This window comes from Nonomuraea sp. B19D2, assembly GCF_040137845.1.
Lineage (GTDB): Bacteria > Actinomycetota > Actinomycetes > Streptosporangiales > Streptosporangiaceae > Nonomuraea.
In genome coordinates this window covers 91,001-114,645 of the sequence record NZ_JBEFAK010000001.1, presented here as the reverse complement: position 1 = coordinate 114,645, position 23,645 = coordinate 91,001, and the positions used below count along the sequence as shown (strand labels likewise).

The window sequence follows — 23,645 nt, the reverse complement described above, 5'->3', positions numbered from 1 at the left end:
CTCGCGCTCTCGCGATCGCGGGACATCCGTCCGTGCGAGCAGCAATGCGGCCTCAGGGGGTCGTCGCGACCCGCTCGGACTCGCTGCGGAGGACACAGAACTCATTGCCCTCGGGGTCAGCCAGAACGGCCCAACCCGTGCCATCGGAGTTGCGCCGGTCAGTCACGAAGGTGGCGCCGAGACCCAGCAGGCGGTCGATTTCCGCCTCGCGCGAGGTCTCCGGTCGCAGGCAGAGATGGAGCCGGTTCTTGACCGTCTTGGGCTCCGGCACTTGGTTGAAGTGCAGCAGTGGTCCCTGCGGTAGCAGGACCTGCGTCTCCTCGTCCCCAGGCCGGTCCTCGGGATGCATGGGACAGCCGGTCACCTCGCTCCAGAACCGGGCGAGTTCATAGGCATCCACACAGTCGATCGCCACATTCTGCACCATCGAGACCATGGGCCTATCCTGCCCCATCTGAGAAGAGGACCGATATCGCGCCTCGGGTGAGTTGGAACGAGTGGCGGCCGGGGCCACGAACCGGGAGGCGGCGGCGAAACTGTTCATCACCGAGGCCACGGTCAAGTCCCACCTGCTGAACATCTACGGCAAGCTCGGCGTCGGCGACCGCGCCGCCGCCGTCACCGAGGCGTTCAACCGGGGACTGCTCGTCCCGCGCGCGCCGGACCAACCCTGACGCCGGCGGCTCAGGGGCGCCGTGCACTCGGACGGGGATCCCGGCTAGGCCGTGGCGACGATCGGCGACTGTTCCACGGCCAGGACACAACCGGACCGAAGGCCATGGTCACCGCACTATCTGGAGAACCTCTTCGCGAGATCCCGGGCCCATTGCGCGGCCTCGGCCGCCTGGTCGCCGGTGAGGGGCATGCCAGGTATCCGGCTCCAGCGCTCGACCTGGTCGGCGAAGCGCAGGTGCTCCTGGTGAGCGTGTTCCCGGCAGGCGAGGCAGGTGACGCTTTCCGGACGAGGAGAGGTCATCGCATAGGGCACCTGGAGTCCGCAACCGGTGGTGACGACACTCGGTGCGTCGGGCACGAAGCCCAACGTCGACACGATCGCGTTGCGGACGGCGGCCCCGGCCTGCACCACCTTCTGCTCGACGTGGATGTGCGGATCGGTCTGGCTCATCTGCGTCCACGCCTCCGTCCGAGTCGTCCAGGAATCAGACTAATGCGTTGACCACTCAGGCTTCGCCGGGTTGGTCAGGTGCTAGTTGCCGGCTCCGGCGTTGGCGGCCCCGGCGTTGCCGACGGCCGCTACGGACCCGCCTCGGTACGGTCCCTTGCAACGACTGCGGCCAGGCCATGATCGGGGCCTGCCTGTTCGATCATGGCCGCCTCCAAAAACGACGTCCACTCCGAGCTGGTCGGCGGCGGCGGTTACACGCACTGGAACCCCACCGACGGAAACGTGCCTTCGTCCCCGGCCCTCACAGTCGCCGGGGACGCCGCCACCGACCCGGCGAGGATGCCCAGCAGGGACTCCATGACCGCGTCGGCGAGCTCGAGCACCTTGTCGAACTCACCGGGTGCGAAGCGCGGCACCTCGTGACCGATCCGCTCGACGTGGTAGTCCATGCGGGTCCGGTTCGTGTCGCACCGAGCGACGATGGTGCCGACGTCGCGCCACTCCCCGAGCAGCGCGTCGACGTACATTTATGCGCGGTGCCCGAGCCCGACGAACGCGTACTATATGTCGCTTTTCTAGCCTGCGATGAGGGCGTTGGCCTCCGTGATGAGCTTCTGCGCGGCATCGTCAGGGGACATCCGGAGGAACAGAACCTCGTTCGTATACCGTTTGAGGATGTTCTCGATGGCGCTGGCGTGCTTCGGCGGCGCGGCGGGCGCGTCCGTGAGCTCGCCCTTGATCTTGTCGAGGAAGGCCAGCGTCTTCTTGTCGGTCTCCGGAAGCTTGTCCCTGACTGCCGCCAGCACCTTGGAGCTGGCCGGCAGGCCCCGGTCGCTGAGGATGACCTGGCCCGCCTCCGGGTCGTTGATCATGAAGTCGATGAACTTGGCGGCCTCGGCCGCGTGCTCGGACTTCGACGAGGCGGTGTAGAACATCGCGGGCTGCAGGAACATGCCGCCGGTGGTCGCGCCCGGCAGCTTCGGCATCCGGAGCAGGTCCACGTTCTTGCCCGACTTCTTGGCGATGGCGCCGAGCTGGTTGCTCCACCACATGCCCATCGCGCCGGTGCCGGTGGCGAACAGCGACCGGTCCTCGCCCAGGGCCCCGAGCTCGACGCTCTTGGCCGCCTCAGGAGAGCCCTTGGTGTTGATCAGTTTCCGGTGGACGGCCCACCATGCCTTGAGCGTACTGGGCGAGATGCCGATCTTGTTGCCCTTGTAGAAGGACTCGCCCCGCTGAGCGGCGAAGATCTGCAGGAAAGCCGGGTTGAAGCTCTGCTGCGTGCCGTAGACCTTGCCACCGGTCCTTGCGGTGATCTTCGCCGCTAAGTCGACGTATTGTTCCCAGGTCCACATGGTGTCGTCGGGCAGTTCCTGCCCCGCATCCTTGATCGCCTTCGGGTCCACGACCAGGGACCAGGCGTTGACGCCGGTGGGGATGGCGTACTGCTTGCCGTCGACGGCACCGGTGGCCAGCACCTTGCCGTCGATGTCGGCGGTGTTGACCTTGCTGGCCAGATCGGACAGCGTGCCGCGGTCGGCGTATTCGCGCAGGCCGCGGATCTCGAGGGTGATGACGTCAGGCGCTTCGCCGCCCGCGACCTTCGTGGCCAGCGTTTCGTAGTAGTTGCCGAAGTCGGTGAACTCTTCCTCGATGTCGATGTTCGGGTGCTTGGCCTCGAACTTCTTGATCACCTCTTGGGTCATCTGCTGCCGCGCGGCGCTGCCCCAGTAGGAGAAGCGCAACTTGACCTCGCCGTTGGCGCCTTCGCCGCCGCAGGCCGCGGTGATCGGCAGCACGGCAGTGGCCAGTAACACTGCCGTCCACATCTTCTTGCCAGAGCCCACGGCTCTACCTCCTGGGGGTTGGGGGGTGCAGGACCTGCTTCCGTCCCGGGGTGGTCACACCACGGATCAGTTACTTCCGTCCGGCCAGGAAGAGATCGAAGAGCCAGCCCGAGCGTGCTGATCGGCATGACGAACATCGGGGCCCCACGACGACTCTCCACCGGACTCAAAGAATCCCGCAAGGTTACCGGGGGGAGTGAAGTTGTCGGAAGTTGTTGAGGCGGAGGAACTGGCCGGGGAAGTTGTTCCGTGTCTTAAGTGGGCGTTTAGTCCTGTCTGACCTGGGTTCAGATGTCGCTCGCAGATCTCCGTGACCATGAACATCCACACCCAGATCCAAGCCTCGAGCACCGAAAGGCCACTGCGACCTGGTGACCTCGGAAGCGCAGGTCGTGGCTCTGGCCGACGAGTCCGTGCGTGACCGTGATCGGCCCCTCGTCACCCTGGCCAATGGACCGTTAACGGCCCGACAACCAGAGTCCTGACCGTGGAGGCTCATGATTAGTACGCTGATCGCCATGGGAGACAGTGGGGCATCTCTGCGGCTGGAGGACGTAATGTCGGCGTTGGAGACGACGCTCACCGCCCTGAAGGCCGCGGGGGCCGACCCGACGTACCGTGTGGGTGGCACAGGTGCCGCTCTGCTGCAAGGTGTTCATCTTCCTGTCGGAGATGTTGACCTCTTGGTGGCTCGGCGGGAGGACGTGGACACGTTCGCTGCCGCTCTCTCGTCCTTCCCCTGTCTGTATGCGGCATCTTGGCTCCCCGAGAGTTTGCAGTATTTCGCTAGGTACGAGGTGAACGGGGTCCATTTAGAGATCAGCACGGTTGAGCAGGAGACCGACTCCGATGGGATGGAGTGCATTGGCCGTGGCCCGTGGCAGCACTTCGTCTTGATCACGTGTGGCTCGCATCGTGTTCCGGTGGTGCGCCTGGAACTGCGGTTGGCCACAGAACTCCTGCGTGATCGCTCGGATCGATATGAACCTCTTCTCGACCACATGGCGGCGCATGGGTTCGATCCAGATCTTCTGGATAGGGCTATGGCTGCTCGCGGCCTTTCGGTGGAACGCCGGCGCTGGGTTGACGACCGCCTCACCCCTTCCTCTCCCCTCTCCCCGGTAGCTGCCACGGATCGGGCAGCCGGGCGGTGACCACGTCACGCGAGCCGCGACGAAGCTCCTCGCTTCGAGCGAGCACCTCGCGTCATCCAGGGATCGCGCTATCGCAAGCTCACTCCGAACTGGTACGGCGCGCCCTGCGGGGTTGCCACCGACGCCCGGTGAGCAGGCTGACCAGCAGCAGCACTGACCAGCGCCGGCGTGCTTGCCGTTCGCGTTGCTTGTCGAGCCTGAGCCAGGTAGCGGCGTCGTTGCGGTCGGCGGTGGTCTGCCGTAGCGCGCGATTGCCCTCCGAGCACGTAGGCGGCATCTCTGGCCCACAGGCGAGCATGGCGTGCCAAAGACCGTCGGCCGCATGGCCGGAAGATACCTGACGGCTCGTCCGACAGAACGAAGCGGGTGGCCACGGCCCGATGCTGGCGGAGCTTGTTGACGCAGCAGCGCTCAACCGTGTTGCGCTCTGACGCGGTGGGACGTCGCGCGAACTTTTCCTCAGCACGCTCACTCCAATAGCGCATGAAGAAGATCACCCTTGCGGCCCTGGTCGGAATGACCATGGTTGCCGCCCCCCTCCCTGCCCAGGCCAGCACCGCCTCCGCCGACGCGCCCGGGCTCTGCTATCCCGCGCTCAAGTACAACGAGGCCGATGACAAGGTCGACAGGCCCGCCAAGGGAGGGAACGCGGTGCTCGGACTCGACCTGGAGTACATCCCCAAGGGTTTCACCTACGGCGAGGCCAACACGCAGCGCTTCAAGAAGGCGTGGGAGTACAGCTACCGCTGGTCGGACGATCGCGACGACGTGGACCCCAAGCACCGTTCGCTCTGGGTGCGGGTGGTGTGCTGGAGCGGCGCCCAGACGGTGAATGACCTGAAGAAGCTCCCCGTCGCCCTCGGGCGCTTCACTGGCGCCAAGAACACCACGATCGCCGGGCGCGAGAGACTGATCCGCGAGGGTGACGGCGCTCTCGGGCACGGGCGGATGGTCGGTTGGGTGGAGGAGCCTGGCATCGTGGTCACCGTGATGGCCAGCAAGCCGCTGGTCAAGCAGCTGAACAAAATCGTGGAGGGCGTGACGGCGCCCTGACCGTACCGGCTCCGTGCGGGTGGGACCCGCACGGAGCCGCCGGTCACGGGCGGCCGAGGGCGCGGTAGGACGTGCGAGCTGGGACGACATCCGGGCTGGTCAGCGGACATATCTCAGTTGAGGGAACTGCCAGGCTCCTATCAAGTCATGCCGTCCGGCCCGGCCAATGTCGAGGAGCAGGCCGCCGTGGACAGGTCAGGCACAAGCCATGCACGTTCCGGCAGATCATCCCTGAGTCACCGAGCGTCCTGAACCCGCACCAGCGGGCACTACAAGCGTGACACTGAGATCATCCCATCGCTCAATGAGTCGCCGGAGGCGGATCGTTCCGCAGTCTGCTGTACATCCAGCCGTCGCGCCACTGACCGGCACGGAACTCCACCGCGCGTAGGACACCCTCCAGCGTGAAGCCGGCCTTCTCCAACGACTTCTGTTCTGCGATGTTCTCCGGGTGGGTGGCCGCTTGGATGCGCTCGGCTGGAGTGTGAGTGAACAGGTAGCCGCACAGCATCGCCTGAGCGCGCCAGCCGATGCCACGCCCGCGCCAGTCCGGAAGTAGGGCGATCCCTATCTCCCAGTATCGGGAGACCCCGAACCCTTGCGCCGACCAGCTCATGAAGCCCGCGGCCGTGCCATCGACCTCGACAATGACCCTGCTGTCAGCTTCGCCTAGGTAACCGTCGGCAGCGTAGCGCCGCGCTGGGGCCTGCGCATCGCGGAACCCCGCCCAGTCCAGCCCGATCAATCCCGGCTCCGTGGCGAAACGCCGGAACATGGCGAGATCGTCCTCTGTCACCGGCCGCAGTCGTATCTCAAGCCCGCTCATCGCGCACCTCCCTTGTGACGCATTCGTACGCCAAGATCGCGTCACTGGCCTGGACCCTACCTCGCCGGATCTTGGTGCGCGGGACATTCCGGCCGGGGCCGCGCCCTTCGGCACGATTCCGCGCGAGATGCCACCTGGTCGAACGCGATCTCAGTGAGTCCGCTGACCGCGCCCAGGACCTTCCTTTAGATCATGTAATGGGGCGCCAGAGCCGAATCCTGATCGAGGTGACGTGCGCCCCCACGCCTGCACGTCCGGGGTAGATCTTCCGCAGCGCCAGACGACCATCTGGCACCATCCACCTTCGCGACCAAGGAAGCGAACCCGCGCTGTCAGCTTGGGAACCGGCTACTGATCTTGCCGTCCTGAGCTGGGAAAACGGGGATGCAGGTCAGAACGGATTGGTTGCTTGTGAGTGACCGTGAGAGACCGCGACTGCCCGGCTGTTCTGGCACGGATCTGGTCCTTGCGTGAGGAATTGGGTGTGGATGGTTGCTCCACTTTCGACCATGAGGCGTCGTACACCTCGGCTGGCGAGATCGTCCAGCATTCGGCCGATATCCGCGGTTGGGCCAAGGTTCACGACGTCGGCCGCCGCGTCGCGACCGAAGCCATCTCCAGCGCTCTCCTGGGGAAACAGCCCCCGGTGGCTCCCAAGGTGGCTCCCAAAGACGCCGAAGACACCGGTTGAAGATCGGAAAGCAAGAAGGCCCCTGACGGCATAATGCCTGCTCAGGGGCCTTTCGCTTGCAGAGCCGACGAGGGGAATCGAACCCCTGACCTTCTGTTTACAAGCCAGTTCGAGATCGTCCACGGGCGTCCAGCTCGGTCACAAGCGCCTGCTCGGCGACCCTTCCGGCCTGATCTGCTACCAAAGGCGTACACCGGCGTCCAGCGACGTTGTTAGCGAGATCAACAGTGATCGGTGTCATTGTGATACGCGTGGTCCGAGGGCGCCCGACGCACGCACAGGGATCAAGCCGGCGACACCCGCTTTTAGTGGGGATTTAGGCATGACGCGTTGACATGTGCCCGCTTTGTGGTCGCAGGCTTTTGCGCTCTTCGTCCTATAGGTATAGATTCGCTCATTCCTCATCTCCGATGAGAGCGCCCGTTTGATTATTGCCATCTGCTTACCATGTTGGCGGGCGATTCCCCTGGCCCGGTGCCCCGCTGCTGGATATCAGGGTGCGCGATCCCGGCTCATTTGGCTGAGCAGCGTTTGGGCGCGTCGTTGCCCCGCCAGGTCACTTCGGCGGGATAAAACTAGCGGCGAGGCCAGGAACCGGGAGTTTGCTGGACCGGAGGTTCTATGGCCGGCATACATTCGTTCATGTACGGGGGGTAGTTGATGCGTCCACTTTTCGTGAGGCTACGCCGCTGGGGGAAGGTGGCGCTGGCGGTGTCGCTGGCGCTGCCGATCACGCTGGGAACGCCGGTGCACCCTGCGTCCGCGCAGAAACAGGTCGACCGGGTCAAAGCCTGGGGGCGAAACAGCGAAGGGCAGCTTGGCGACGCCACCACGACCGACCGGCACAACCCGACCACGGTGGCTGGACTGACTGCGGCCCGTGTCACCAGCCTGGTCGCCGGCTTCAACCACAACCTCGCCCTGCTGTCCAACGGCACGGTCGAGGCCTGGGGGAGCAACCGCTTTGGTCAGCTCGGCGACGTCACCACCACCAACCACCCCGCCCCGTCCACGGTCCGCCTGTCCGGCGTGGCGGCCGTCGCCGCCGGCGAGAGCCACAGCCTGGCTCTGGGGTCCAACGGCCTCGTCGCAGCCTGGGGGCTCAACAGCTCGGGTCAGCTCGGCGACGGCACCACCCGCAACCGCAGCACCCCGGTCACCGTCACCGGCCTGACCAGAGTGACGGCCGTCGCCGCCGGCCGCTTCCACAGCCTGGCTCTGCTGTCCGACGGCACCGTCAAAGCCTGGGGAGCGAACCGCGTTGGTCAGCTCGGCGACGGCACCACCTTCGTGAGCCGCACCCCGGTCACCGTCAAGGGCCTGACCGGCGTCCAGGCCATCGCCGCCGACGGCGGCCATAGCCTGGCTCTGCTGTCCGACGGCACCGTCAAAGCCTGGGGATGGAACCGTCGGGGTCAGCTCGGCGACGGCACCAACATCAACCGCAGCACCCCGGTCACCGTCACCCGCCTGACCAGAGTGACGGCCATCGACGCCGGCGGCGAGCACAGCCTGGCTCTGCTGTCCGACGGCAGTGTCAAAGCCTGGGGTCGCAACCGCTTTGGTCAGCTTGGTGACGGCAGCAGAACCGACCGCAGCACCCCGGTCACGGTCACCGGCCTGGGCATAGCCGGCCTGACCGACGTCCTGTCCATCGCCGCCGGCAGCGCCCACAACCTGGCCCAGTTGTCCGACGGCACCGTCAAATCCTGGGGGAGCAACTCCGCCGGTCAACTCGGCCTCGGCATCACCATCAACCACCACCCCCTTCCGTTCTTCGCCGTGCCGACCACCGTGGTGACCGGCCTCGACATAGTGCATCTCATCGCCGCAGGCGGCGAGCACAGCCTCGCGGCATTCCTCATTGGATCAGGGCCACTCTGAAGATCTTCACGCCAGCCTTGAAGGGCCCCACCCACCGGGCGGGGCCTTTTCCATGTTCTAGGCGCCCTTCCGCACGAGGTTTGGGGCGCTCAGCAGCGAAGACGAAGAGCGTCTTCGCGTGAGTACTGAGGAGAACGCCTTGGCTCTGCTGACTACCCGCACCGCGCTCGTCTTCGGCATGGCCGCCGGCGCGGCCGCCCTGGCTGTCGCCCTGGTCCTGAAAGAGGGGAAGTCCTGGCCTACCGCGATCCTGGTCGGCGCTGGCGCCTTTATGGGGGCGTCGCCTTCATGAACGGAGTGATCTCGTAGCCGCCCAGCACGGTCCGCATCGGGACGCTCTTGGCGAACCCCTGTGCCCCGACTGCTACGACTACACCGGCAGCGTCCTGTTCAACGCCCTGGCACCGCTGCTGTGGAAACGCTTCGCTGACTCCCTCCGCCGCCGCCTCGCCAAACTCGGCGGTCTGACCCTCAAAGACCTCCGCGAAAAACCTCGCCGTCTCCTTCGCCAAGGTCGCCGAATACCAACGCCGCGGTGTCGTCCACTTCCACGCCGTCATCCGCCTCGACGGCCCCGGCGGCCCTACCGCACCCCCACCAACCTGGGCCACCGAAGACGTCCTGACCCAAGCCGTACAGCACTCCGCCCACGCCGTCAGTGCCCTCGTCCCCGCCATCGACGGCAAACCCGCCCGCCTGTTCAAGTGGGGCCAACAACTCGACATCCGCCCCATCACCCTGAACGGCGACCTCACCGAACAAGCCGTCGCCGGATACGTCGCGAAGTACGCCACAAAGGCGGCTGAGTGCGTCGGCACCCTCGATCGTCGCGTCAACCCCCTCGACAACCTCGACGCCTACAACCTTCGCGACCACGCCCGCCGCCTCATCACCGAATGCTTCCGCCTCGGCGCCATCGCCGACCTGGCCGACCTACGTCTCACCCACTGGGCCCACATGCTCGGCTTCCGCGGCCACTTCTCCACCCGATCCCGCCACTACTCCACCACCCTCGGCGAACTCCGCGCCGCCCGCGAACACCACGCCCGCGACCACGAGATCACCACAGGCCGCCTGCCCCTCTTCGACGAGGACACCGTCCTGGTGATCAGCGAATGGACCTACGCAGGCAAGGGCTACAGCGTCGGAGACCAACTGCTTGCCGCCGCCCTCACCGGCACCCCACTGGTAGGCCCGCATGAGCGCTGAACTCCTCACCGTGCCTCAGGCAATGGCGGTCCTCAAGGTCAGCCGGTGGACCCTCTACAACCTCATCCGCTCCGGCGAACTCGGCTCCGTCGTCGTCGGCGTCCGCTGCCGCCGCATCCCTCAAGCCGCCCTGAACGACTACGTGACCCGACTCTGCGAGGAGGCCGCCTGATGCCCACCAAGACCGCACTCGCCACCCCAGAGGAGCCCAAGCGCCCCCGCAAGAACCGCCGTACCCGTGCCAACAACGAGGGCTCGATCTTCCCGTACAAGAACGGCTGGGCCGGCTACGTCTGGGTCACCACGCCCGAGGGCAAGAAGACCCGAAAATGGGCCTACGGCAAGACCCGTGAAGAGACCCACGAGAAATGGCTCAAGCTCCACGAGCAAGCCCGCGTGGGACCCGTGGCAACCAAGCACGAGACGGTGGCTGCCTTCCTCAAGCGCTGGCTGAACGAGGTCGTGGAGCCCAACCGCGAACCGACGACCTACGTCGCCTACGAGCCTCTGGTCCGGCTGTACATCGTCCCGGGAATCGGCAAGAAGCGCCTCGACAAGCTCACCGTTCGCGACGTCCAAACCTGGCTCAACACTCTCCCAACACTCTGTACCTGCTGCGACCAGAGGAAGGATCACAAGCGCCCAGAGAACAAACGCCGGTGCTGCTCTATCGGGCAATGCTGCAAGAGCTACCCCGCCCGATACACGATCATCGGCATCCGCCGCACCCTGCGGGCCGCGCTCAACCACGCGATCAAGGAGGAGCTGATCAGCAAGAACGTCGCCGCTCTCACCACGCTGCCCAGCGCCAGCAAGACCAAGAAGAGGCGTCAGCAAGCGGTGTGGAGCGTCGACGAAGCCCGCCGCTTCCTCGAACACCTCCGCGCGGTCGACGACCCGCTGTACGCGGCCTACGTCCTGATACTTGTTCTCGGCCTGCGCCGCGGTGAGGCGCTCGGCCTGACGTGGACCTGCGTAGACCTCGATGCCGAGGAACTGACGATAGCCAACCAGCTGACCCGCGTCCGCAGGGAGCTCCTCCACCGCAACACGACCAAGACCGACGACTCGACGGCTTCCCTGCCGCTGCTCGGGCTGTGCATCACGGCTCTCCAGCACCGGCAGCACAAGCAGGAGAAGGCACGCAAAGAGGCCGGGAACGACTGGAATGCGTCGGACCTCGTCTTCACCACCAAGCACGGAACCCCGATCGAACCCCGCAACTTCAACCGTGCCTTCGAAGCACACTGCCGAAAGGCCGGCGTCCCCCGCATCCGCGTTCACGACACCCGCCACACCTGCGCCTCGCTCCTGGCCGCCCTCGACGTCCACCCGCGAACCGCGATGCGTATCCTCCGCCACTCACAGATCTCCGTGACCATGAACGTCTACACCCAGATCCCCAACCCGGAGACCCGCAAGGCCCTCGACAAGCTCAACCAAAGCCTCGACCAAACCAACGACTGATGCGGTTGCTGTACATCGCTGCTGTACGAGATCAAAAAGGCCCCTTCCAAGTGCCGGAAGGGGCCTTCTAGCTGCGAGCCGACGAGGGGAATCGAACCCCTGACCTTCTGTTTACAAGACAGATGCTCTGCCGATTGAGCTACGTCGGCACGGCCTACCAGTGTAGACGCTAGCGACGCCTGTGACGAGCGACTTCGTACAGCGCCACCCCGGCCGCCACCCCCGCGTTGAGGGACTCGGCAGCCGCCTGCATCGGAATGCGGGTCACCACGTCGCACTGCTCCCGGACCAGCCGCGAAAGCCCCTTGCCCTCGGACCCCACGACCACCACGAGCGGCTCGGTCAGCAGCTCGACGTCCTCGATGTCGGTGTCGCCGGCGCCGTCGAGGCCGATCACGAACAGGCCGGCCTCGCGGTACTCCCGCAGGGCCGCCGTCAGGTTGGCCGCGCGGGCCACGCGCATGGTGGCCAGGGTGCCCGCGGAGGTCTTCCAGGCTCCGCCCGTCACGCCGGCCGAGCGGCGGGAGGGGATGAGGAGGCCGTGGGCGCCGAAGGCGGTGGCGGAGCGGGCAATGGCGCCGAGGTTGCGCGGGTCGGTGACCGAGTCGAGGGCGACGATCAGGGGGATCTCGGCGGCGTCCTGCGCCAGCTGCACCAGGTCGGACGGGTGCGCGTAGTCGTAGGCGGGAATCTGCAGCGCGACGCCCTGGTGGACGCCGCCCTCCGTCAGGCGGTCGAGCTTGTCGCGGGTGACCTCGAGCAGGGCGATCCCGCGCTCCGCCGCGATCCTGATGGAGTCGCGTACGCGGTCGTCGTTGTCGATGCGCTGGGCGACGTAGAGCGCGTTGGACGGCACGCCCGCATGCAGGGCCTCGAGCACCGGGTTGCGGCCGCCGATGTATTCGGGCGCGTCCTCGGAGCGCCGCTGCCGCGCGGGTGCGGTACGCCGTGCGCCACCGCGTTCCTCGCGGGCGACGCGCTCGGCGCGGGCCTTGTCCTTGTACCAATGGCGCATTTCGGCAGGCGGAGTCGCGCCCTTGCCCTCAAGTGACCGGCGGCCCTGCCCCCCGGCGCCTTTGGACGGGCCCTTCTTCTTCGCGGGCCTGCCCGAAGCCCTACCGCCTGCTGCCATGCCAACAAGGGTACTCGGGCCGACGGGCGCCGAATCCCATGCTCGTGAGGCGGAGGTCAGCGGGTCAGCTCCCAGCGGGCGCCGTGGGGGGTGTCCTCCACCGTGATCCCCGCCGCGGCCAGCTGGTTTCTGATCGCGTCGGCCGCGGCGTAGTCCTTGCGCTCCCTGGCCGCCTTCCGCTGCTCCAGCGCCACCGCCACCAGCGCGTCCACCACCGGCGAGAGGTCCGATCCGGCCCCACGCCACTGCGGGGAGCGCGGGTCGAGGCCGAGCACGTCCAGCATGTTCTGGGTCTCGGCGAGCAGGCGGGCCACGGCCTCCTTGTCGCCCCGCGACAGCGCCACGTTGCCCTCGCGCACCACCTCGTGCACGACCGCGAGCGCCTGCGGCGTGCCGAGGTCGTCGTCGAGGGCGTCCGCGAACGCCTGCGGCAGCGGCGCGTCCGCGTCGACGTCGTGGATGACCTCGGCGGCACGCGTCACGAAGCCCTCGATGCGCTGGTAGGCCGCCGCGGCCTCCAGCAGGGCCTCCTCGGAGTAGTCGATCGAGGAGCGGTAGTGGGGCGCCGCCAGGTAGTAGCGCAGCTCCACCGGCCGGACCTTCTGCACCATCTCGGGGATCAGCAGCGAGTTTCCGAGCGACTTGCTCATCTTCTCCGTGCCGATCTTGAGCAGACCGTTGTGCATCCAGTAGCGGGCGAACCCGTCGCCCGCCGCCTGCGACTGCGCGATCTCGTTCTCGTGGTGCGGGAAGATCAGGTCGAGCCCGCCCCCGTGGATGTCGAAGGTCGAGCCGAGGTATTTCGTCGCCATGGCCGAGCACTCCAGGTGCCAGCCGGGACGACCGGCCCCCCAGGGGGTCGGCCAGGTCGGCTCGCCCGGCTTCTCCCCCTTCCACAGGGCGAAGTCGCGCGGGTCGCGCTTGCACGACTCGTCGTCGGTGTCGGCCGCGGCCCGCATGTTCTCCAGCTTCTGGTTGGAGAGCGAGCCGTAGCGGTCGGCGTATGACTGGACGTCGAAGTAGACGTCACCGCCGGACGCGTACGCGTGCCCGCGCGCGATCAACCGCTCCATCAGCGTGATCATCTCGGGCACGTGGCCCGTGGCGCGCGGCTCGACGGTCGGCGGGAGGCAGCCCAGCGTCTCGTACGCCCAGGTGAAGGCCCGCTGGTTGCGCTCGGCCACGACGAACCAGGGCACGCTCTCCTGGGCCGACACCCTGATGATCTTGTCATCGATGTCGGTGACATTGCGGCAGAACGTCACGTCATAGCCGGAACGCGCCAGCCAACGCCGGAGAACGTCGAAGTTCACACCTGAGCGGATGTGCCCGATGTGCGGAGGAGCCTGCACGGTCGCCCCACACAGGTAAATCGACGCCCGGCCGGCTTCGACCGGAACGAATTCACGGATGGCGCGCGTACTGGTGTCGTAGATGTGCAGGCTCACGAAGGCAAGGCTAACGCCTCCACGCCTTGGTCACGCCGATAAATCCCGCCGTCACACCGATAAATCAGCCTCGCAACGTGACCCTGTCCGGCGAGATCCGTACGATGAGCCGCTCTGCGCCCGGTTTGTCCTCCCATGGGAGTCCTCGATACTTCTGCGAGAGCTCCTGGATGAGCGCGCCTTCAGGGTCGGGCGTCATGGTCACACGCCCGCGCAACTCCACATATCTGTACGGATTGTCCGGGTCGATGACCAGCAGACTCGCCCGCGGGTCCCGCTCCCAATTCCGCGGCTTCCTACGCCCCTTCACGGTCGAGAACAGCACGTCGTCGCCGTCCGTACGCACCCACACGACGGTCGACTGCGGCCCACCGTCCGGGTTGATGCTGGTCACCGTCGCATAATTCGGCGCGTCCAAGAGTTTGCGAACATCTTCCGACAGCTCGGCCATGTATCTCCCTTGATCGATCGTGGGCCCCATTCTTCTGTAGGCTCGAAACCGCCATGGACGTGACTCCCCCCTCTACGCTCCGCCGCCTGGGCATCGCCCTGGCCGGGCTCGCGGTCGCCGCCCTGACCGGGGCCGCGTGCGCGCTCTCCTTCGACGACCTGCGCTCGCTGGCCATCGCCGGCGAGGCCAGGCAGGATCTCGCCTTCCTCTATCCGGCGGCCTTCGACGCCCTCCTGGTGGTCGCGCTGATCGACGTGCTGCTGCTGCGCTCGGCCCGGCTGCTGGTGCGCGCGCAGGCGGCGTTCGTGCTGGTCGTGCTCATCGTGGCGGCCGCGGCGGCGAACGTGGCGACCGCGGTCCGGTTCGTGTTCGACGTACGGCAGATGGCCATCGGCGTGGCACTGGCGCCCTGGGTCATGCTGGCCGTGGCGCTGTGGCTCTGGCTGCTGTTGATCAAGCACGTGCAGTCGCATCGGGTGGCGGCCGACCACACCGCGGTGGAGCAGGACATCGTCCCCTTCCACCCGGACCGCCCGGCGGCCGAGACCGCGCCCGCGCCTCCACAGCTTCAGGAGGTCCGAGAAGAGGTCCAGGAGGCCCCTGAGGAGGTCCAGGAAGCCCCTGAGGAGGTCCACGCAGTCCCCGCGGCGCCGGTGGCGGCGCAGGTGGCCGCATGGCCCGTGCAGCACGGGGAAGAGCCACAGGTCCGCCGCGTGGAGCACGACGACGAGGAGCCGCAGCCCCGTCCCGCGCAGCAGGAGCAGGAGCAGGAGCAGGAGGTAGAGCAGCCGCGGCGCCCCATGCGCTGGGGCGATCGGATCAAGCCGACCGACGTCCTGGTCCACCCGCGCACCGACGAGAAGGACGCCGACACCCAGCCCCACCCGGTCGTGACGGACGACGCGCCCGACCCCGGGCACGGCCCCGAACTGGCCGACGTGGAAGAGCGGGACGACGAGTCCGCGGACACCGCCCCCCACCCCGTGATCCGCGACGACGACACCCCGGCCCCCTCGGGGCGCCTGCGCAGCACCCCGCGGCCCCCGGAAGACCGGGAAGACTGAGCCAGAGGACGGAGAAGGCCCGCCCGGGGACACGATCCCCGGGCGGGCCCATCTATTCCGCCTAGATCCTGGACCCGCGCCTGAGCCCGGCGACCAGGCCGACGCCGACAATTGCCAGCACCACCTGCATCACCAGCTCGATCCAGTCGATTCCAGGGGTCGTCTCCACACCGAGCACCTGCGCGAGCGCCGTGCCCAGCAGGGCGGCCACGATGCCGACGACGATGGTGAGGATCCACCCGATGGCCTGCCTGCCGGGAAGCAGCAGGCGACCGATTGCGCCAATCACGGCGCCAATCACGATGGCGCCAAGGATGGACTCGATTGTCATGACTCGAAACCTCCCCGTGAGAGCGAACGGTTCACTCCCACGGGGATGCCGCTACCCGATCTACCGCGGTTATGCGCGGGTTTTACGAACGAGCAGGTCAGGTGGGTGTTCCACGGGTACGTCCGGCGCGTCCCGGGCCCATGCGCGTCACGAGGAGCACACCCGCGACCGCCAGCACGAGCTGGAGGATGTGCTCGATCCAGTCGATCCCTCTCGTGTCGGCCCAGCCGGCCGCCTGCGCGATCAGCGTGCCGATCAGGGCGGCGACGATGCCGACGATGAGAGTCAGGCCGATGGACATGTTCTGCTTGCCAGGCACGATCAACCTGGCCAGGGCACCGACGATCGCGCCGATGACTACTGCGGAAACAATCGCGCCGATCATGTGTAGCTCCCCCCGACACGTTCACATGTCGTGGGGACATCTACCCTCTGAACAGGCAAACAACCAAAGGGAGGCGGCGGTCCGTACCGCGCCAGTGACGAACCGCCGCCTCCTGATTCAGCGGGCCAGACGACGGCCCGCCGGGACACCCTCACGCATCCGTACGTAAGACGCCCGGCGTTCAGGAATGGTTGACCACCAGGGCCGTCGCGAAGGCCGCGACGCCCTCTCCGCGCCCGGTCAGCCCGAGTCCGTCAGTAGTGGTGGCCGACACGCTCACAGGCGCGCCGACGGCGGCGCTGAGCGCCTTCTCGGCCTCCGTACGCCGCGGCGCGAGCCTGGGCCGGTTGCCGATCACCTGGATGGCCACGTTGCCGATCTCGAAACCCGCGGCCCGGACCTGGCGCGCGGTCTCCTCCAGCAGCGCGACGCCCGAGGCGCCCGCCCAGCGTGGATCGGACGTGCCGAAGAGCTGCCCGAGATCGCCCAGACCGGCGGCGGACAGCAGCGCGTCACACGCGGCGTGCGCGGCCGCGTCGCCGTCCGAGTGGCCCTCGAGCCCGGTTTCGCCCGGCCAGTGCAGGCCGGCGAGGTCGAGCTCGCGCCCCGAGGCAACCGAAGCGAACGGGTGGACGTCGACTCCGACGCCCACCCGGGGAAGATTCGTGTTCAGGAGTTGAGAACCTCGTCGAGCAGGGCCTCAGCCTTGTCCTCGTTGGTCTTCTCCGCCAGGGCAAGCTCACTGACCAGGATCTGGCGCGCCTTGGCGAGCATGCGCTTCTCGCCCGCGGACAGGCCGCGCTCGCGGTCCCTCCGCCAAAGGTCCCGAACCACCTCGGCGACCTTGTTCACATCACCGGAGGCAAGCTTCTCCAGATTGGCCTTGTAGCGACGAGACCAGTTGGTGGGCTCTTCCGTGTGTGGCATACGCAGCACATCGAAAACCCGTTCAAGGCCTTCCTGGCCGACAACATCGCGCACACCGACGAGTTCTGCGTTTTCGGCTGGCACCTGGACGGTAAGGTCGCCCTTGTCGACCTTGAGCACCAGGTAGGTCTTTTCCTCACCCTTGATGGATCGCGTCGTGATTGCTTCGATCCGAGCAGCCCCATGGTGGGGGTAGACGACAGTGTCGCCGACCTGGAAAGTCATGTGACAAGTACCCCTTCCGCTGTACTCCAGGGTACCACGCATCCACAGCCTCCCGGAACAGTGAAATCCTCATAACTGCAGGTCAAGGCCTCATATTGGGGCTTGACAAGCGCTCAACTCTATGAATCGCATTTGCGGACATAGCGAATGACCTGCAGGGGTGTGGATATGACCATGGATTGGGGTGGATATGGTGGGCGCTGCACATCACGCATGCGCGCCACCTCCGCTTAGCGCGTGCGCGAGCCCTCCGCAAGACCAAGGAGAACCCGCCCGTGACCAGCCGTCGCTGGATTGTCGTAGCCGCCGCGTTCTTGGCAGCCCCCGTGCTCGCGGGCTGCGGGGCTGGATTCGACGCCAACACCAACAAGCCGTACGCGCCCAACGAGGCAGGGGTACTGATCCAGAACGGTGCTTACGGCACGCGCGGCATTCAGATCCCTCAGGCGTTCATCCTCGGCCCCGATTCCGGTGCGCAGCTCGCCTGGCGCGGCTCGGCCCCGATCTACCTGAACATCCTCAACACCGCCGGCGCCCCCGACACCCTCGAGGCGGTCAACGCGGGCAGCTGGGGTGCGGTCAAGGTCACGGCCCCGATCCAGCTCCCGAGCAACCAGCTGGTGAACACCGGCAAGCCCACCCCTCAGATCATGCTCGAGGCGATCCCCAAGAGCCTCAGGGGCGGCGAAAGCATCAAGCTGGACCTCCAGTTCGCCAACGCCGGGATCGTGTCCATGAACGTCCCTGTGGTCACGCGCAGCCGTGAGTTCAAGGACTACCCCCCGGCCCCCAACGCCACTCCGGCCCCCACGCCCAGCCCGACGCCTTCCGCCGGTGCTTCCGAAGAAGCCCACTGACACGCCGAAACCCTTGTTCCGGTACGGATCCGTACCGGAACAAGGGTTTTTTCATTCTTCGGCGGCGTCGAACTTGTAGCCCAGGCCGCGCACGGTGAGGATGCAGCGCGGGTTGGACGGGTCGGCCTCGATCTTGGCGCGCAGGCGCTTGACGTGGACGTCGAGGGTCTTGGTGTCGCCCACGTAGTCGGCGCCCCAGACCCGGTCGATGAGCTGGCCGCGGGTCAGCACACGCCCCGCGTTGCGCAACAGCACCTCCAGGAGCTCGAACTCCTTCAGCGGCAGCTGCACCTGCTCGCCACGCACGGCGACGACGTGCCGGTCGACGTCCATGCGTACGGGGCCGACGGCCAGCACCGCGGTCTCCAGCTCCTCCATCACGTCGCCCTGGCGGCGCAGCACCGCGCGGATGCGGGCCACCAGCTCGCGCGAGGAGAACGGCTTGGTGACGTAGTCGTCGGCGCCCAGCTCGAGGCCCACGACCTTGTCGATCTCGCTGTCCTTGGCCGTCAGCATGATGACCGGGACCTTGGAGCGCTGCCTGAGGGAGCGGCAGACCTCCGTACCCGGCAGGCCGGGGAGCATCAGGTCGAGCAGGACCAGATCGGCGCCGTTGCGGTCGAATGCGTCGAGCGCCTCGGGACCGGTCGCCGCGACCGACACCTCGAAGCCCTCTTTACGGAGCATGTAGGACAGGGCGTCGGAGAAGGACTCCTCGTCCTCCACGACCAGTACGCGGGTCATTTAGCTGTCTCCAGGGGAATCGAGGGTGGTACTGCCACCGCCGTGCCGCCGAAGGCGGGCAGGCGGAGGGTGAAGGTGGAGCCGGAGCCTTCCTTGCTCCAGACTGACACCTCGCCGGCGTGCGCGGCGGCGACGTGCTTGACGATGGCCAGGCCGAGGCCCGTACCCCCGGTCGCGCGCGACCTGGCCGCGTCGACGCGGAAGAAGCGCTCGAAGATCCGCTCGAGCGCCTCCTCGGGGATGCCGATGCCCTGGTCGCTGACGCTGATCTCCACCGAGTCGCCCGCGGGCCGCACGCTGACCACGACCCTGGTGTGCTCGGGGCTGTACGCGACGGCGTTGTCGATCAGGTTGCGCAGGGCGGTGACGAGGAGCTCGTCGTCGCCCCAGACGCGCAGGCCCTCGATGCCCCCGGTGACGAGCGTGATGTCCTTGGCGACGGCCTTGGTGTTGCAGTGGTCGATGGCGTCGTGGATGGACTCGTCGATCGAGACCTGGCCAGGGGTGGGGATGGGTTCGGCGCCCTGGATCCTGCTGAGTGTGATCAAGTCCTGGATGAGGTAGTTGAGGCGGGCCGCCTCATGCTGCATGCGCCCGGCGAAGCGGCCGACCGCCTCGGGATCGTCGGCGGCGTCCTGGATGGTCTCGGCCAGCAGGCTCATCGCGCCCACCGGGGTCTTCAGCTCGTGGCTGACGTTCGCGACGAAGTCACGGCGTACGGCCTCGACCCTGCGCCGCTCGGTCTGGTCCTCGGCGAGCACCAGCACCAGGCCGTGGGAGCCGAGCGGGGCGACGCGGACTGCGAAGTTGGTGGTCTCTTGGCCAAATTTGTGCCCGGCGACGTCGATCTCGCTCTCGCGGATCTCGCCGTCCCTGCGTACCTGCCTGGCCAGCGCCAGCAGCTCGGCGGCCATCAGCCGGTCGCCCTTGACCAGCCCGAACGCCCGCGCGGCCGAGCTCGCGCGCAGCACCTTGTCCTGCGCGTCGAGCACCACGGCGGACGAGGGCAGCACGGCCAGCACGGACGCCACGCCCTGCGGCAGCGCCGCGCCGCTCTCGACCGGGTCGGGCCCACCGCCCCGTTTGGGGGCCTCGATCTGATTTCGGTAGAACAGGACCGCCAGGGCGCCCACGACGAACCCGGCCAGGGCTGTGAAGCTCATGGCCATCTCACTCATATCTCCGATGGTAGGTGGCGTTTTCCCAGGGATAACCCCCCTCATCAGCGGATGAACGGCCTTTCCTGGAAAGTTCATCTGACGGTAGAGGTTCGTTCATCGACGGGCACGTACGGTGACAACATGCGCGACGCGTACCATGAGGAACTCGATTCACTGACTGACAAGCTGGTCGAGATGACCAGGCTCGTCCGTTCGGCCATTTCGCGGGCCACGACAGCCCTGCTCGACTCGGACCTCCAGCTGGCCGAGAGCGTCATTTCCCGGGACGAGGAAGTGAACGCGATATTCGCCGACGTCGAGAGCTCGATCTTCGAGCTGATGGCCAGGCAGCAGCCGGTGGCGGTGGACCTGCGGATGGTCATCACGGCGCTGCGCATGGGCACCGACCTGGAACGCATGGGCGACCTCGCCGTCCACGTCGCCAAGGTCGCCCGGCTCCGCCACCCGGAGTCGGCGATCCCCGCGGAGGTGCGCTCGACGATCGTGGAGATGGGGCAGATCGCGGAGAACCTCGTCACCAAGACCGGCAGCTGCATCGCCTCGCGGGACGTGGACTCGGCCCTGGAGCTGGAGCAGGACGACGACGCGATGGACCGGCTGCACCGGAGGCTGTTCAGGAACATCCTGTCCAAGGACTGGGAGCACGGGGTGGAGCCGGCGATCGACATCACGTTGATCGGGCGCTACTACGAGCGGTACGCGGACCACGCGGTGCGGGTGGCGGCGGACGTCGTTTACCTGGTCACGGGGTCCCGGCCCAGCTGAATCTGTGTCGGTTGGGGGCCCGGGCGAGGGGACGTCCGTCCCCTCGCGCTCCCCTGACCTCGGCCATCACGCGACGTCCCGAAGAAACAGAAGCGCCCTTGAGTGGAAGGCCGGGCTTTCGGGTCAGCGGCCCTGGTTGGCCACTGCCTCGATGGCGGCCTTGGCGGCGTCGGGGTCCAGGTATTCGCCGCCGGGCCGCCGGGGCCGGAAGTCGCCGTCCAGCTCGTACAGCAGCGGGATGCCCGTCGGGATGTTGAGGCCCGCGATCTCCTCGTCGCCGACGCCGTCGAGGTGCTTGACCAGGGCCCGCAGGGAGTTGCCGTGGGCCGCCACCAGGACCGTGCGGCCGAGCGCCAGGTCCGGGACGATCTCGTCGTACCAGTACGGGAGCATGCGGTCGACCACGTCCTTCAGGCACTCCGTACGGGGCATCAGCTCCGAGGGAAGCAGGGCGTAGCGGGGGTCGCCGGCCTGGGAGTATTCGTCGTCGTCCGCGATCGGGGGCGGCGGCACGTCGTACGAGCGGCGCCACAGCATGAACTGCTCGTCGCCGAACTCCTCCCGGGTCTGGGCCTTGTTCTTGCCCTGGAGGGCGCCGTAGTGGCGCTCGTTGAGGCGCCAGCTCCGCTTGACCGGGAGCCAGAGCAGGTCAGCCTCCCCCATCGCGAACTGGGCCGTCTGGATGGCCCTGGTCAGCAGGCTGGTGTGGACGACGTCCGGGCGCAGTCCGGACTCCTGGAGGAGCTTGCCGCCGCGGCGGGCCTCGTCCTCGCCCTTGGCGGAGAGGCTCACGTCCACCCAGCCGGTGAACAGGCCCTTCGCGTTCCAATCACTCTCGCCATGCCTAAGCAGCACCAAGTTCGCCATGTCGCCAATCCTATGGTTACCGGAGTACGGGGCGGTTCTGTGGATCAAACCGTCATCGCTGCGGGTCGGCGAAGCGGGCGAACGCCTGCAGGTTGGCGAGCGACTCCCCGCGCTTGGCCCGCCACTCCCACTCCCGCCTGATCGACGACGCGAACCCCAGCTCCAGCGCCCGGTCGAACCAGTCGTCCGAGTACGTCAGCACGCACCCCAGCAGCCGGTCCACCTCGTCCTGCGTGACGGCGGCCAGCGGCACCCGTCCCACCAGGTACACGTCGCCGACCGGGTCGAGCGAGAAGTGCACCCCGTACATCGAGCCGTTCTTGCCGAGCAGCCAGCGGTAGAACTCGGTGTGGTTCTCGTCGGGCTGGCGGCAGAAGAACGCCTCGACGTGCAGCGCCTGCTCCCCCACGATCAACCAGGTCATGGTGGCGAGCTTGTGCTGGCCGGGCAGTTTGACCAGGAACGCTCCCGGCCGCGGCTCGTCGTAGGAGACGTCCGCGGCCTTGAGCGCGGCTTCGACGACATCGCGCATGCTCACCAGAATAGAAGGCCGCCAGAACAAAAGTACGGAGCTAGAAGTTCAGGGCGACGGGCGTCTTGTGCAAGTGCGCCACGGCACCCGCGTACACCTCCGTCAACCGGGCCGCGGTCGCCTGCCAGCCGAACGCGGCCGCATGCGTGCGGGCGCCCTCCGACAACGAGTCGCGCCAGCGCGGCGAGGTGACGAAGCGGCGCAGCGCCTGCGCCCATTCCGCCGGGTCGTGGCCGTCCACGAGCAGGCCGGACACCCCGTCCCGTACGGCGGTGCGCAGCCCGCCCACGGCGGCGGCCGCGACGGGGGTGCCGCAGGCCTGGGACTCCAGCGCGACGAGGCCGAACGACTCGCTGTACGAGGGCACGACCGTCACGGAGGCCGCCCGGTACCAGTCGGCCAGCTCCTCCTGCGGTGCCGGGGGCACGAGGCGGACGACGTCCGGGATGCCGAGCTCGGTGGCCAGCTCGGTGAGGAGGGACGGTCTGGCCAGGCCGTTGCCCGACGGGCCGCCGACGCAGGCCACGACCAAGCGGTCGCGGAGCGAGGGGTCGTCGATGAGCATCCTGGAGGCGGCGCGGAGCAGTACGTCCGGGGCCTTGAGCGGCTGGATGCGGCCGACGAAGAGGAGCACGTGCGCGTCCTGCGGCAGGCCGAGCCGGTGGCGGGCGGCGCCCTGTGAGGCGGGTTGGAAGACGGTGAGGTTGACACCCGGGTTCACCACGGCGACGCGCTTCTCGTCGGCGCCGTACAGCTCGATGAGCTCGTGCGCCTCGTCGACGGTGTTGGCCACGAGGCGGTCGGCGATGTCCACGACCTGCTGCTCGCCGACCACGCGCGCCTGGGGCTCCGGCTTGTCGCCCTGGGCGAGGAGGAGGTTCTTGACCTTGGCCATGGTGTGCATGGTGTGCACGAGCGGCACGCCCCAGCGCTCCTTGGCCAGCCAGCCGACCTGGCCGGACAGCCAGTAATGGGAGTGGATGACGTCGTAACGGCCCGGGTCGTACATGGCCTCGGTACGCAGCACCCCGGACAGGAACGCGCAGAGCTGGCTCGGGAGCTCGCTCCTGTCCATCTCCTCGTACGGGCCCGCGGTGAGGTGCCGTACGAGGACGCCCGGGGCGAGTTCGGCCACGGGCGGGAGGTCGCGGGCAGTGGCCCGGGTGAAGATCTCCACCTCCACGCCGAGCTGAGCAAGCCGTTTGGCGGACTCGACGATGTACACGTTCATGCCTCCGGCGTCGCCCGTTCCGGGCTGGTCCAGGGGCGATGTGTGCATGCTGATGGTCGCGACCCGGCTCACCCGTCGTCGCCTCACTCGACACCACCTCCAAGCTGCTTATAACCATCCACATTTTTGCGACATTCCCGACATTGGGTCATAACCGGGTGTTTGGGACGCCCGTCGACGCTGCCGGACGCCGAACTCACGGCGCCGAAGACGATGGCGCAGGTCGGGGCGTGGAGGCGGAGAGGGTG

27 protein-coding genes, 1 tRNA gene and 3 pseudogenes are annotated in these 23,645 nt (G+C 67.4%); 13 read left to right on the top strand and 18 right to left on the bottom strand.

Annotation, left to right across the window (positions count from 1 at the left end; all coding sequences use genetic code 11):
- Window positions 1–52: 52 nt before the first annotated feature.
- Window positions 53–436 (bottom strand): VOC family protein, encoded by a 384-nt coding sequence (locus ABN273_RS00615; RefSeq protein WP_349446601.1) that lies wholly within the window; start codon window positions 434–436, stop codon window positions 53–55.
- 52 nt (window positions 437–488) lie between these two features.
- Between ABN273_RS00615 and ABN273_RS00610 the strand changes: the two are divergent.
- A pseudogene (locus tag ABN273_RS00610) lies at window positions 489–674 on the top strand (LuxR C-terminal-related transcriptional regulator); the annotation flags it as partial.
- Window positions 675–790: 116 nt separating this feature from the next.
- On the opposite strand, the gene ABN273_RS00605 reads toward ABN273_RS00610, so the two are convergent.
- From ABN273_RS00605 to ABN273_RS00595, 3 genes are all read right to left on the bottom strand, one after another.
- Window positions 791–1,126 carry a hypothetical protein gene (locus ABN273_RS00605; RefSeq protein ID WP_349446600.1) on the bottom strand — a complete coding sequence of 112 codons (336 nt, stop codon included), beginning with the start codon at window positions 1,124–1,126 and terminating at the stop codon, window positions 791–793.
- A 251-nt stretch (window positions 1,127–1,377) separates the two neighbouring features.
- Entirely contained in the window at window positions 1,378–1,653 is a 276-nt protein-coding gene (locus ABN273_RS00600) for a hypothetical protein (RefSeq protein ID WP_349446599.1), read from the bottom strand.
- Between the two features lie 48 nt (window positions 1,654–1,701).
- Window positions 1,702–2,973 carry an ABC transporter substrate-binding protein gene (locus ABN273_RS00595; protein WP_349446598.1) on the bottom strand — a complete coding sequence of 424 codons (1,272 nt, stop codon included), beginning with the start codon at window positions 2,971–2,973 and terminating at the stop codon, window positions 1,702–1,704.
- A 518-nt stretch (window positions 2,974–3,491) separates the two neighbouring features.
- On the opposite strand from ABN273_RS00595, the gene ABN273_RS00590 reads away from it, so the two are divergent.
- Together ABN273_RS00590 and ABN273_RS00585 are read left to right on the top strand one after the other, a co-directional pair.
- Complete coding sequence (locus ABN273_RS00590) at window positions 3,492–4,127, top strand: hypothetical protein (protein ID WP_349446597.1); 636 nt, start codon at window positions 3,492–3,494, stop codon at window positions 4,125–4,127.
- Window positions 4,128–4,610: 483 nt separating this feature from the next.
- Window positions 4,611–5,180, top strand: a complete 570-nt coding sequence (locus ABN273_RS00585; protein ID WP_349446596.1) for a hypothetical protein — start codon at window positions 4,611–4,613, stop codon at window positions 5,178–5,180.
- Window positions 5,181–5,481: 301 nt separating this feature from the next.
- Here the strand turns inward: ABN273_RS00585 and ABN273_RS00580 are convergent, their stop codons facing one another.
- Window positions 5,482–6,006 (bottom strand): GNAT family N-acetyltransferase, encoded by a 525-nt coding sequence (locus ABN273_RS00580; RefSeq protein WP_349446595.1) that lies wholly within the window; start codon window positions 6,004–6,006, stop codon window positions 5,482–5,484.
- 466 nt (window positions 6,007–6,472) lie between these two features.
- Here ABN273_RS00580 and ABN273_RS00575 point away from each other — a divergent pair, with 466 nt between their 5' ends.
- The 7 genes and pseudogenes from ABN273_RS00575 to ABN273_RS00545 all read left to right on the top strand — a co-directional run bounded on the left by ABN273_RS00575 (window position 6,473) and on the right by ABN273_RS00545 (window position 11,257).
- A complete protein-coding gene (locus ABN273_RS00575) occupies window positions 6,473–6,697 on the top strand; it encodes a hypothetical protein (protein ID WP_349446594.1) in 225 nt (74 codons plus the stop codon).
- A gap of 660 nt (window positions 6,698–7,357) precedes the next feature.
- Window positions 7,358–8,581 (top strand): RCC1-like domain-containing protein, encoded by a 1,224-nt coding sequence (locus ABN273_RS00570; protein WP_349446593.1) that lies wholly within the window; start codon window positions 7,358–7,360, stop codon window positions 8,579–8,581.
- Window positions 8,582–8,720: 139 nt separating this feature from the next.
- Window positions 8,721–8,873, top strand: coding sequence for a hypothetical protein (locus tag ABN273_RS00565; protein WP_349446592.1), 153 nt, complete (start codon window positions 8,721–8,723; stop codon window positions 8,871–8,873).
- A pseudogene (locus tag ABN273_RS00560) lies at window positions 8,842–9,012 on the top strand (replication initiator); the annotation flags it as partial. The gene ABN273_RS00565 and the pseudogene ABN273_RS00560, both read left to right, overlap by 32 nt.
- A 121-nt stretch (window positions 9,013–9,133) precedes the next feature.
- Window positions 9,134–9,790, top strand: a pseudogene (locus tag ABN273_RS00555) (replication initiator); the annotation flags it as partial.
- Window positions 9,780–9,962, top strand: coding sequence for a helix-turn-helix domain-containing protein (locus ABN273_RS00550; protein ID WP_349446591.1), 183 nt, complete (start codon window positions 9,780–9,782; stop codon window positions 9,960–9,962). The pseudogene ABN273_RS00555 and the gene ABN273_RS00550, both read left to right, overlap by 11 nt.
- The gene (locus ABN273_RS00545) at window positions 9,962–11,257 is read left to right on the top strand and encodes a site-specific integrase (protein ID WP_349446590.1); all 1,296 of its coding nucleotides are present in this window, start codon (window positions 9,962–9,964) and stop codon (window positions 11,255–11,257) included. Before ABN273_RS00550 ends, ABN273_RS00545 begins: the two co-directional genes overlap by 1 nt.
- Window positions 11,258–11,333: 76 nt before the next feature.
- Here ABN273_RS00545 and ABN273_RS00540 read toward each other — a convergent pair.
- The 4 genes from ABN273_RS00540 to ABN273_RS00525 form a co-directional block, all read right to left on the bottom strand.
- Window positions 11,334–11,406 (bottom strand) — tRNA-Thr (locus ABN273_RS00540).
- A 20-nt stretch (window positions 11,407–11,426) separates the two neighbouring features.
- Window positions 11,427–12,389: a 23S rRNA (guanosine(2251)-2'-O)-methyltransferase RlmB gene (gene rlmB, locus ABN273_RS00535; RefSeq protein ID WP_349446589.1), complete on the bottom strand. Its 963-nt coding sequence runs from the start codon at window positions 12,387–12,389 to the stop codon at window positions 11,427–11,429.
- Between the two features lie 56 nt (window positions 12,390–12,445).
- Window positions 12,446–13,837, bottom strand: a complete 1,392-nt coding sequence (cysS, locus tag ABN273_RS00530; protein ID WP_349446588.1) for a cysteine--tRNA ligase — start codon at window positions 13,835–13,837, stop codon at window positions 12,446–12,448.
- Between the two features lie 64 nt (window positions 13,838–13,901).
- Window positions 13,902–14,288, bottom strand: coding sequence for a PPOX class F420-dependent oxidoreductase (locus ABN273_RS00525; RefSeq protein WP_349446587.1), 387 nt, complete (start codon window positions 14,286–14,288; stop codon window positions 13,902–13,904).
- A gap of 53 nt (window positions 14,289–14,341) precedes the next feature.
- On the opposite strand from ABN273_RS00525, the gene ABN273_RS00520 reads away from it, so the two are divergent.
- Complete coding sequence (locus tag ABN273_RS00520; protein ID WP_349446586.1) at window positions 14,342–15,352, top strand: DUF2637 domain-containing protein; 1,011 nt, start codon at window positions 14,342–14,344, stop codon at window positions 15,350–15,352.
- A gap of 61 nt (window positions 15,353–15,413) precedes the next feature.
- Here the strand turns inward: ABN273_RS00520 and ABN273_RS00515 are convergent, their stop codons facing one another.
- The 4 genes from ABN273_RS00515 to ABN273_RS00500 all read right to left on the bottom strand — a co-directional run bounded on the left by ABN273_RS00515 (window position 15,414) and on the right by ABN273_RS00500 (window position 17,220).
- Window positions 15,414–15,683 carry a GlsB/YeaQ/YmgE family stress response membrane protein gene (locus ABN273_RS00515; protein WP_349446585.1) on the bottom strand — a complete coding sequence of 90 codons (270 nt, stop codon included), beginning with the start codon at window positions 15,681–15,683 and terminating at the stop codon, window positions 15,414–15,416.
- A gap of 97 nt (window positions 15,684–15,780) precedes the next feature.
- Window positions 15,781–16,068: a GlsB/YeaQ/YmgE family stress response membrane protein gene (locus tag ABN273_RS00510; RefSeq protein ID WP_349446584.1), complete on the bottom strand. Its 288-nt coding sequence runs from the start codon at window positions 16,066–16,068 to the stop codon at window positions 15,781–15,783.
- Between the two features lie 181 nt (window positions 16,069–16,249).
- A complete protein-coding gene (gene ispF / locus ABN273_RS00505) occupies window positions 16,250–16,720 on the bottom strand; it encodes a 2-C-methyl-D-erythritol 2,4-cyclodiphosphate synthase (protein ID WP_349446583.1) in 471 nt (156 codons plus the stop codon).
- Between the two features lie 17 nt (window positions 16,721–16,737).
- Window positions 16,738–17,220, bottom strand: a complete 483-nt coding sequence (locus ABN273_RS00500) for a CarD family transcriptional regulator (protein ID WP_020544658.1) — start codon at window positions 17,218–17,220, stop codon at window positions 16,738–16,740.
- A 275-nt stretch (window positions 17,221–17,495) separates the two neighbouring features.
- On the opposite strand from ABN273_RS00500, the gene ABN273_RS00495 reads away from it, so the two are divergent.
- Window positions 17,496–18,077, top strand: coding sequence for a copper chaperone PCu(A)C (locus tag ABN273_RS00495; protein WP_349446582.1), 582 nt, complete (start codon window positions 17,496–17,498; stop codon window positions 18,075–18,077).
- 51 nt (window positions 18,078–18,128) lie between these two features.
- Here ABN273_RS00495 and ABN273_RS00490 read toward each other — a convergent pair whose 3' ends face one another.
- Both ABN273_RS00490 and ABN273_RS00485 read right to left on the bottom strand, forming a co-directional pair.
- Window positions 18,129–18,821, bottom strand: a complete 693-nt coding sequence (locus ABN273_RS00490; RefSeq protein ID WP_349446581.1) for a winged helix-turn-helix domain-containing protein — start codon at window positions 18,819–18,821, stop codon at window positions 18,129–18,131.
- A complete protein-coding gene (locus ABN273_RS00485) occupies window positions 18,818–19,999 on the bottom strand; it encodes a sensor histidine kinase (RefSeq protein ID WP_349446580.1) in 1,182 nt (393 codons plus the stop codon). The genes ABN273_RS00490 and ABN273_RS00485 overlap by 4 nt, the downstream gene beginning before the upstream one ends.
- A 123-nt stretch (window positions 20,000–20,122) precedes the next feature.
- Between ABN273_RS00485 and phoU the strand changes: the two genes are divergently transcribed.
- Window positions 20,123–20,767, top strand: a complete 645-nt coding sequence (phoU, locus tag ABN273_RS00480) for a phosphate signaling complex protein PhoU (RefSeq protein ID WP_349446579.1) — start codon at window positions 20,123–20,125, stop codon at window positions 20,765–20,767.
- A 123-nt stretch (window positions 20,768–20,890) separates the two neighbouring features.
- On the opposite strand, the gene ABN273_RS00475 is transcribed toward phoU, so the two are convergent.
- The 3 genes from ABN273_RS00475 to mshA are packed head-to-tail and all read right to left on the bottom strand — an operon-like array spanning window position 20,891 to window position 23,484.
- Window positions 20,891–21,634, bottom strand: coding sequence for a phosphoglyceromutase (locus ABN273_RS00475; RefSeq protein ID WP_349446578.1), 744 nt, complete (start codon window positions 21,632–21,634; stop codon window positions 20,891–20,893).
- A 52-nt stretch (window positions 21,635–21,686) separates the two neighbouring features.
- Window positions 21,687–22,166 (bottom strand): type III secretion system chaperone family protein, encoded by a 480-nt coding sequence (locus tag ABN273_RS00470; RefSeq protein ID WP_349446577.1) that lies wholly within the window; start codon window positions 22,164–22,166, stop codon window positions 21,687–21,689.
- Window positions 22,167–22,206: 40 nt separating this feature from the next.
- A complete protein-coding gene (gene mshA / locus ABN273_RS00465; RefSeq protein WP_502910896.1) occupies window positions 22,207–23,484 on the bottom strand; it encodes a D-inositol-3-phosphate glycosyltransferase in 1,278 nt (425 codons plus the stop codon).
- Window positions 23,485–23,645 lie beyond the last annotated feature (161 nt).

Excerpts from the sequence above, each read along its gene's own strand:
- rlmB (WP_349446589.1), bottom strand. The coding sequence starts at position 12,389 with ATGGCAGCAGGCGGTAGGGCTTCGGGCAGGCCCGCGAAGAAGAAGGGC.
- ABN273_RS00485 (WP_349446580.1), bottom strand. The coding sequence starts at position 19,999 with ATGAGTGAGATGGCCATGAGCTTCACAGCCCTGGCCGGGTTCGTCGTG.
- ABN273_RS00605 (WP_349446600.1), bottom strand. The coding sequence starts at position 1,126 with ATGAGCCAGACCGATCCGCACATCCACGTCGAGCAGAAGGTGGTGCAG.
- ABN273_RS00545 (WP_349446590.1), top strand. The coding sequence starts at position 9,962 with ATGCCCACCAAGACCGCACTCGCCACCCCAGAGGAGCCCAAGCGCCCC.
- ABN273_RS00510 (WP_349446584.1), bottom strand. The coding sequence starts at position 16,068 with ATGATCGGCGCGATTGTTTCCGCAGTAGTCATCGGCGCGATCGTCGGT.
- ABN273_RS00490 (WP_349446581.1), bottom strand. The coding sequence starts at position 18,821 with ATGACCCGCGTACTGGTCGTGGAGGACGAGGAGTCCTTCTCCGACGCC.
- ABN273_RS00600 (WP_349446599.1), bottom strand. The coding sequence starts at position 1,653 with ATGTACGTCGACGCGCTGCTCGGGGAGTGGCGCGACGTCGGCACCATC.
- ABN273_RS00580 (WP_349446595.1), bottom strand. The coding sequence starts at position 6,006 with ATGAGCGGGCTTGAGATACGACTGCGGCCGGTGACAGAGGACGATCTC.
- ABN273_RS00585 (WP_349446596.1), top strand. The coding sequence starts at position 4,611 with ATGAAGAAGATCACCCTTGCGGCCCTGGTCGGAATGACCATGGTTGCC.
- phoU (WP_349446579.1), top strand. The coding sequence starts at position 20,123 with ATGCGCGACGCGTACCATGAGGAACTCGATTCACTGACTGACAAGCTG.
- ABN273_RS00550 (WP_349446591.1), top strand. The coding sequence starts at position 9,780 with ATGAGCGCTGAACTCCTCACCGTGCCTCAGGCAATGGCGGTCCTCAAG.
- ABN273_RS00570 (WP_349446593.1), top strand. The coding sequence starts at position 7,358 with ATGCGTCCACTTTTCGTGAGGCTACGCCGCTGGGGGAAGGTGGCGCTG.
- ABN273_RS00525 (WP_349446587.1), bottom strand. The coding sequence starts at position 14,288 with ATGGCCGAGCTGTCGGAAGATGTTCGCAAACTCTTGGACGCGCCGAAT.
- ABN273_RS00520 (WP_349446586.1), top strand. The coding sequence starts at position 14,342 with ATGGACGTGACTCCCCCCTCTACGCTCCGCCGCCTGGGCATCGCCCTG.
- ABN273_RS00590 (WP_349446597.1), top strand. The coding sequence starts at position 3,492 with ATGGGAGACAGTGGGGCATCTCTGCGGCTGGAGGACGTAATGTCGGCG.
- ABN273_RS00615 (WP_349446601.1), bottom strand. The coding sequence starts at position 436 with ATGGTCTCGATGGTGCAGAATGTGGCGATCGACTGTGTGGATGCCTAT.
- ABN273_RS00475 (WP_349446578.1), bottom strand. The coding sequence starts at position 21,634 with ATGGCGAACTTGGTGCTGCTTAGGCATGGCGAGAGTGATTGGAACGCG.
- ABN273_RS00470 (WP_349446577.1), bottom strand. The coding sequence starts at position 22,166 with ATGCGCGATGTCGTCGAAGCCGCGCTCAAGGCCGCGGACGTCTCCTAC.
- ABN273_RS00515 (WP_349446585.1), bottom strand. The coding sequence starts at position 15,683 with ATGACAATCGAGTCCATCCTTGGCGCCATCGTGATTGGCGCCGTGATT.
- ABN273_RS00500 (WP_020544658.1), bottom strand. The coding sequence starts at position 17,220 with ATGACTTTCCAGGTCGGCGACACTGTCGTCTACCCCCACCATGGGGCT.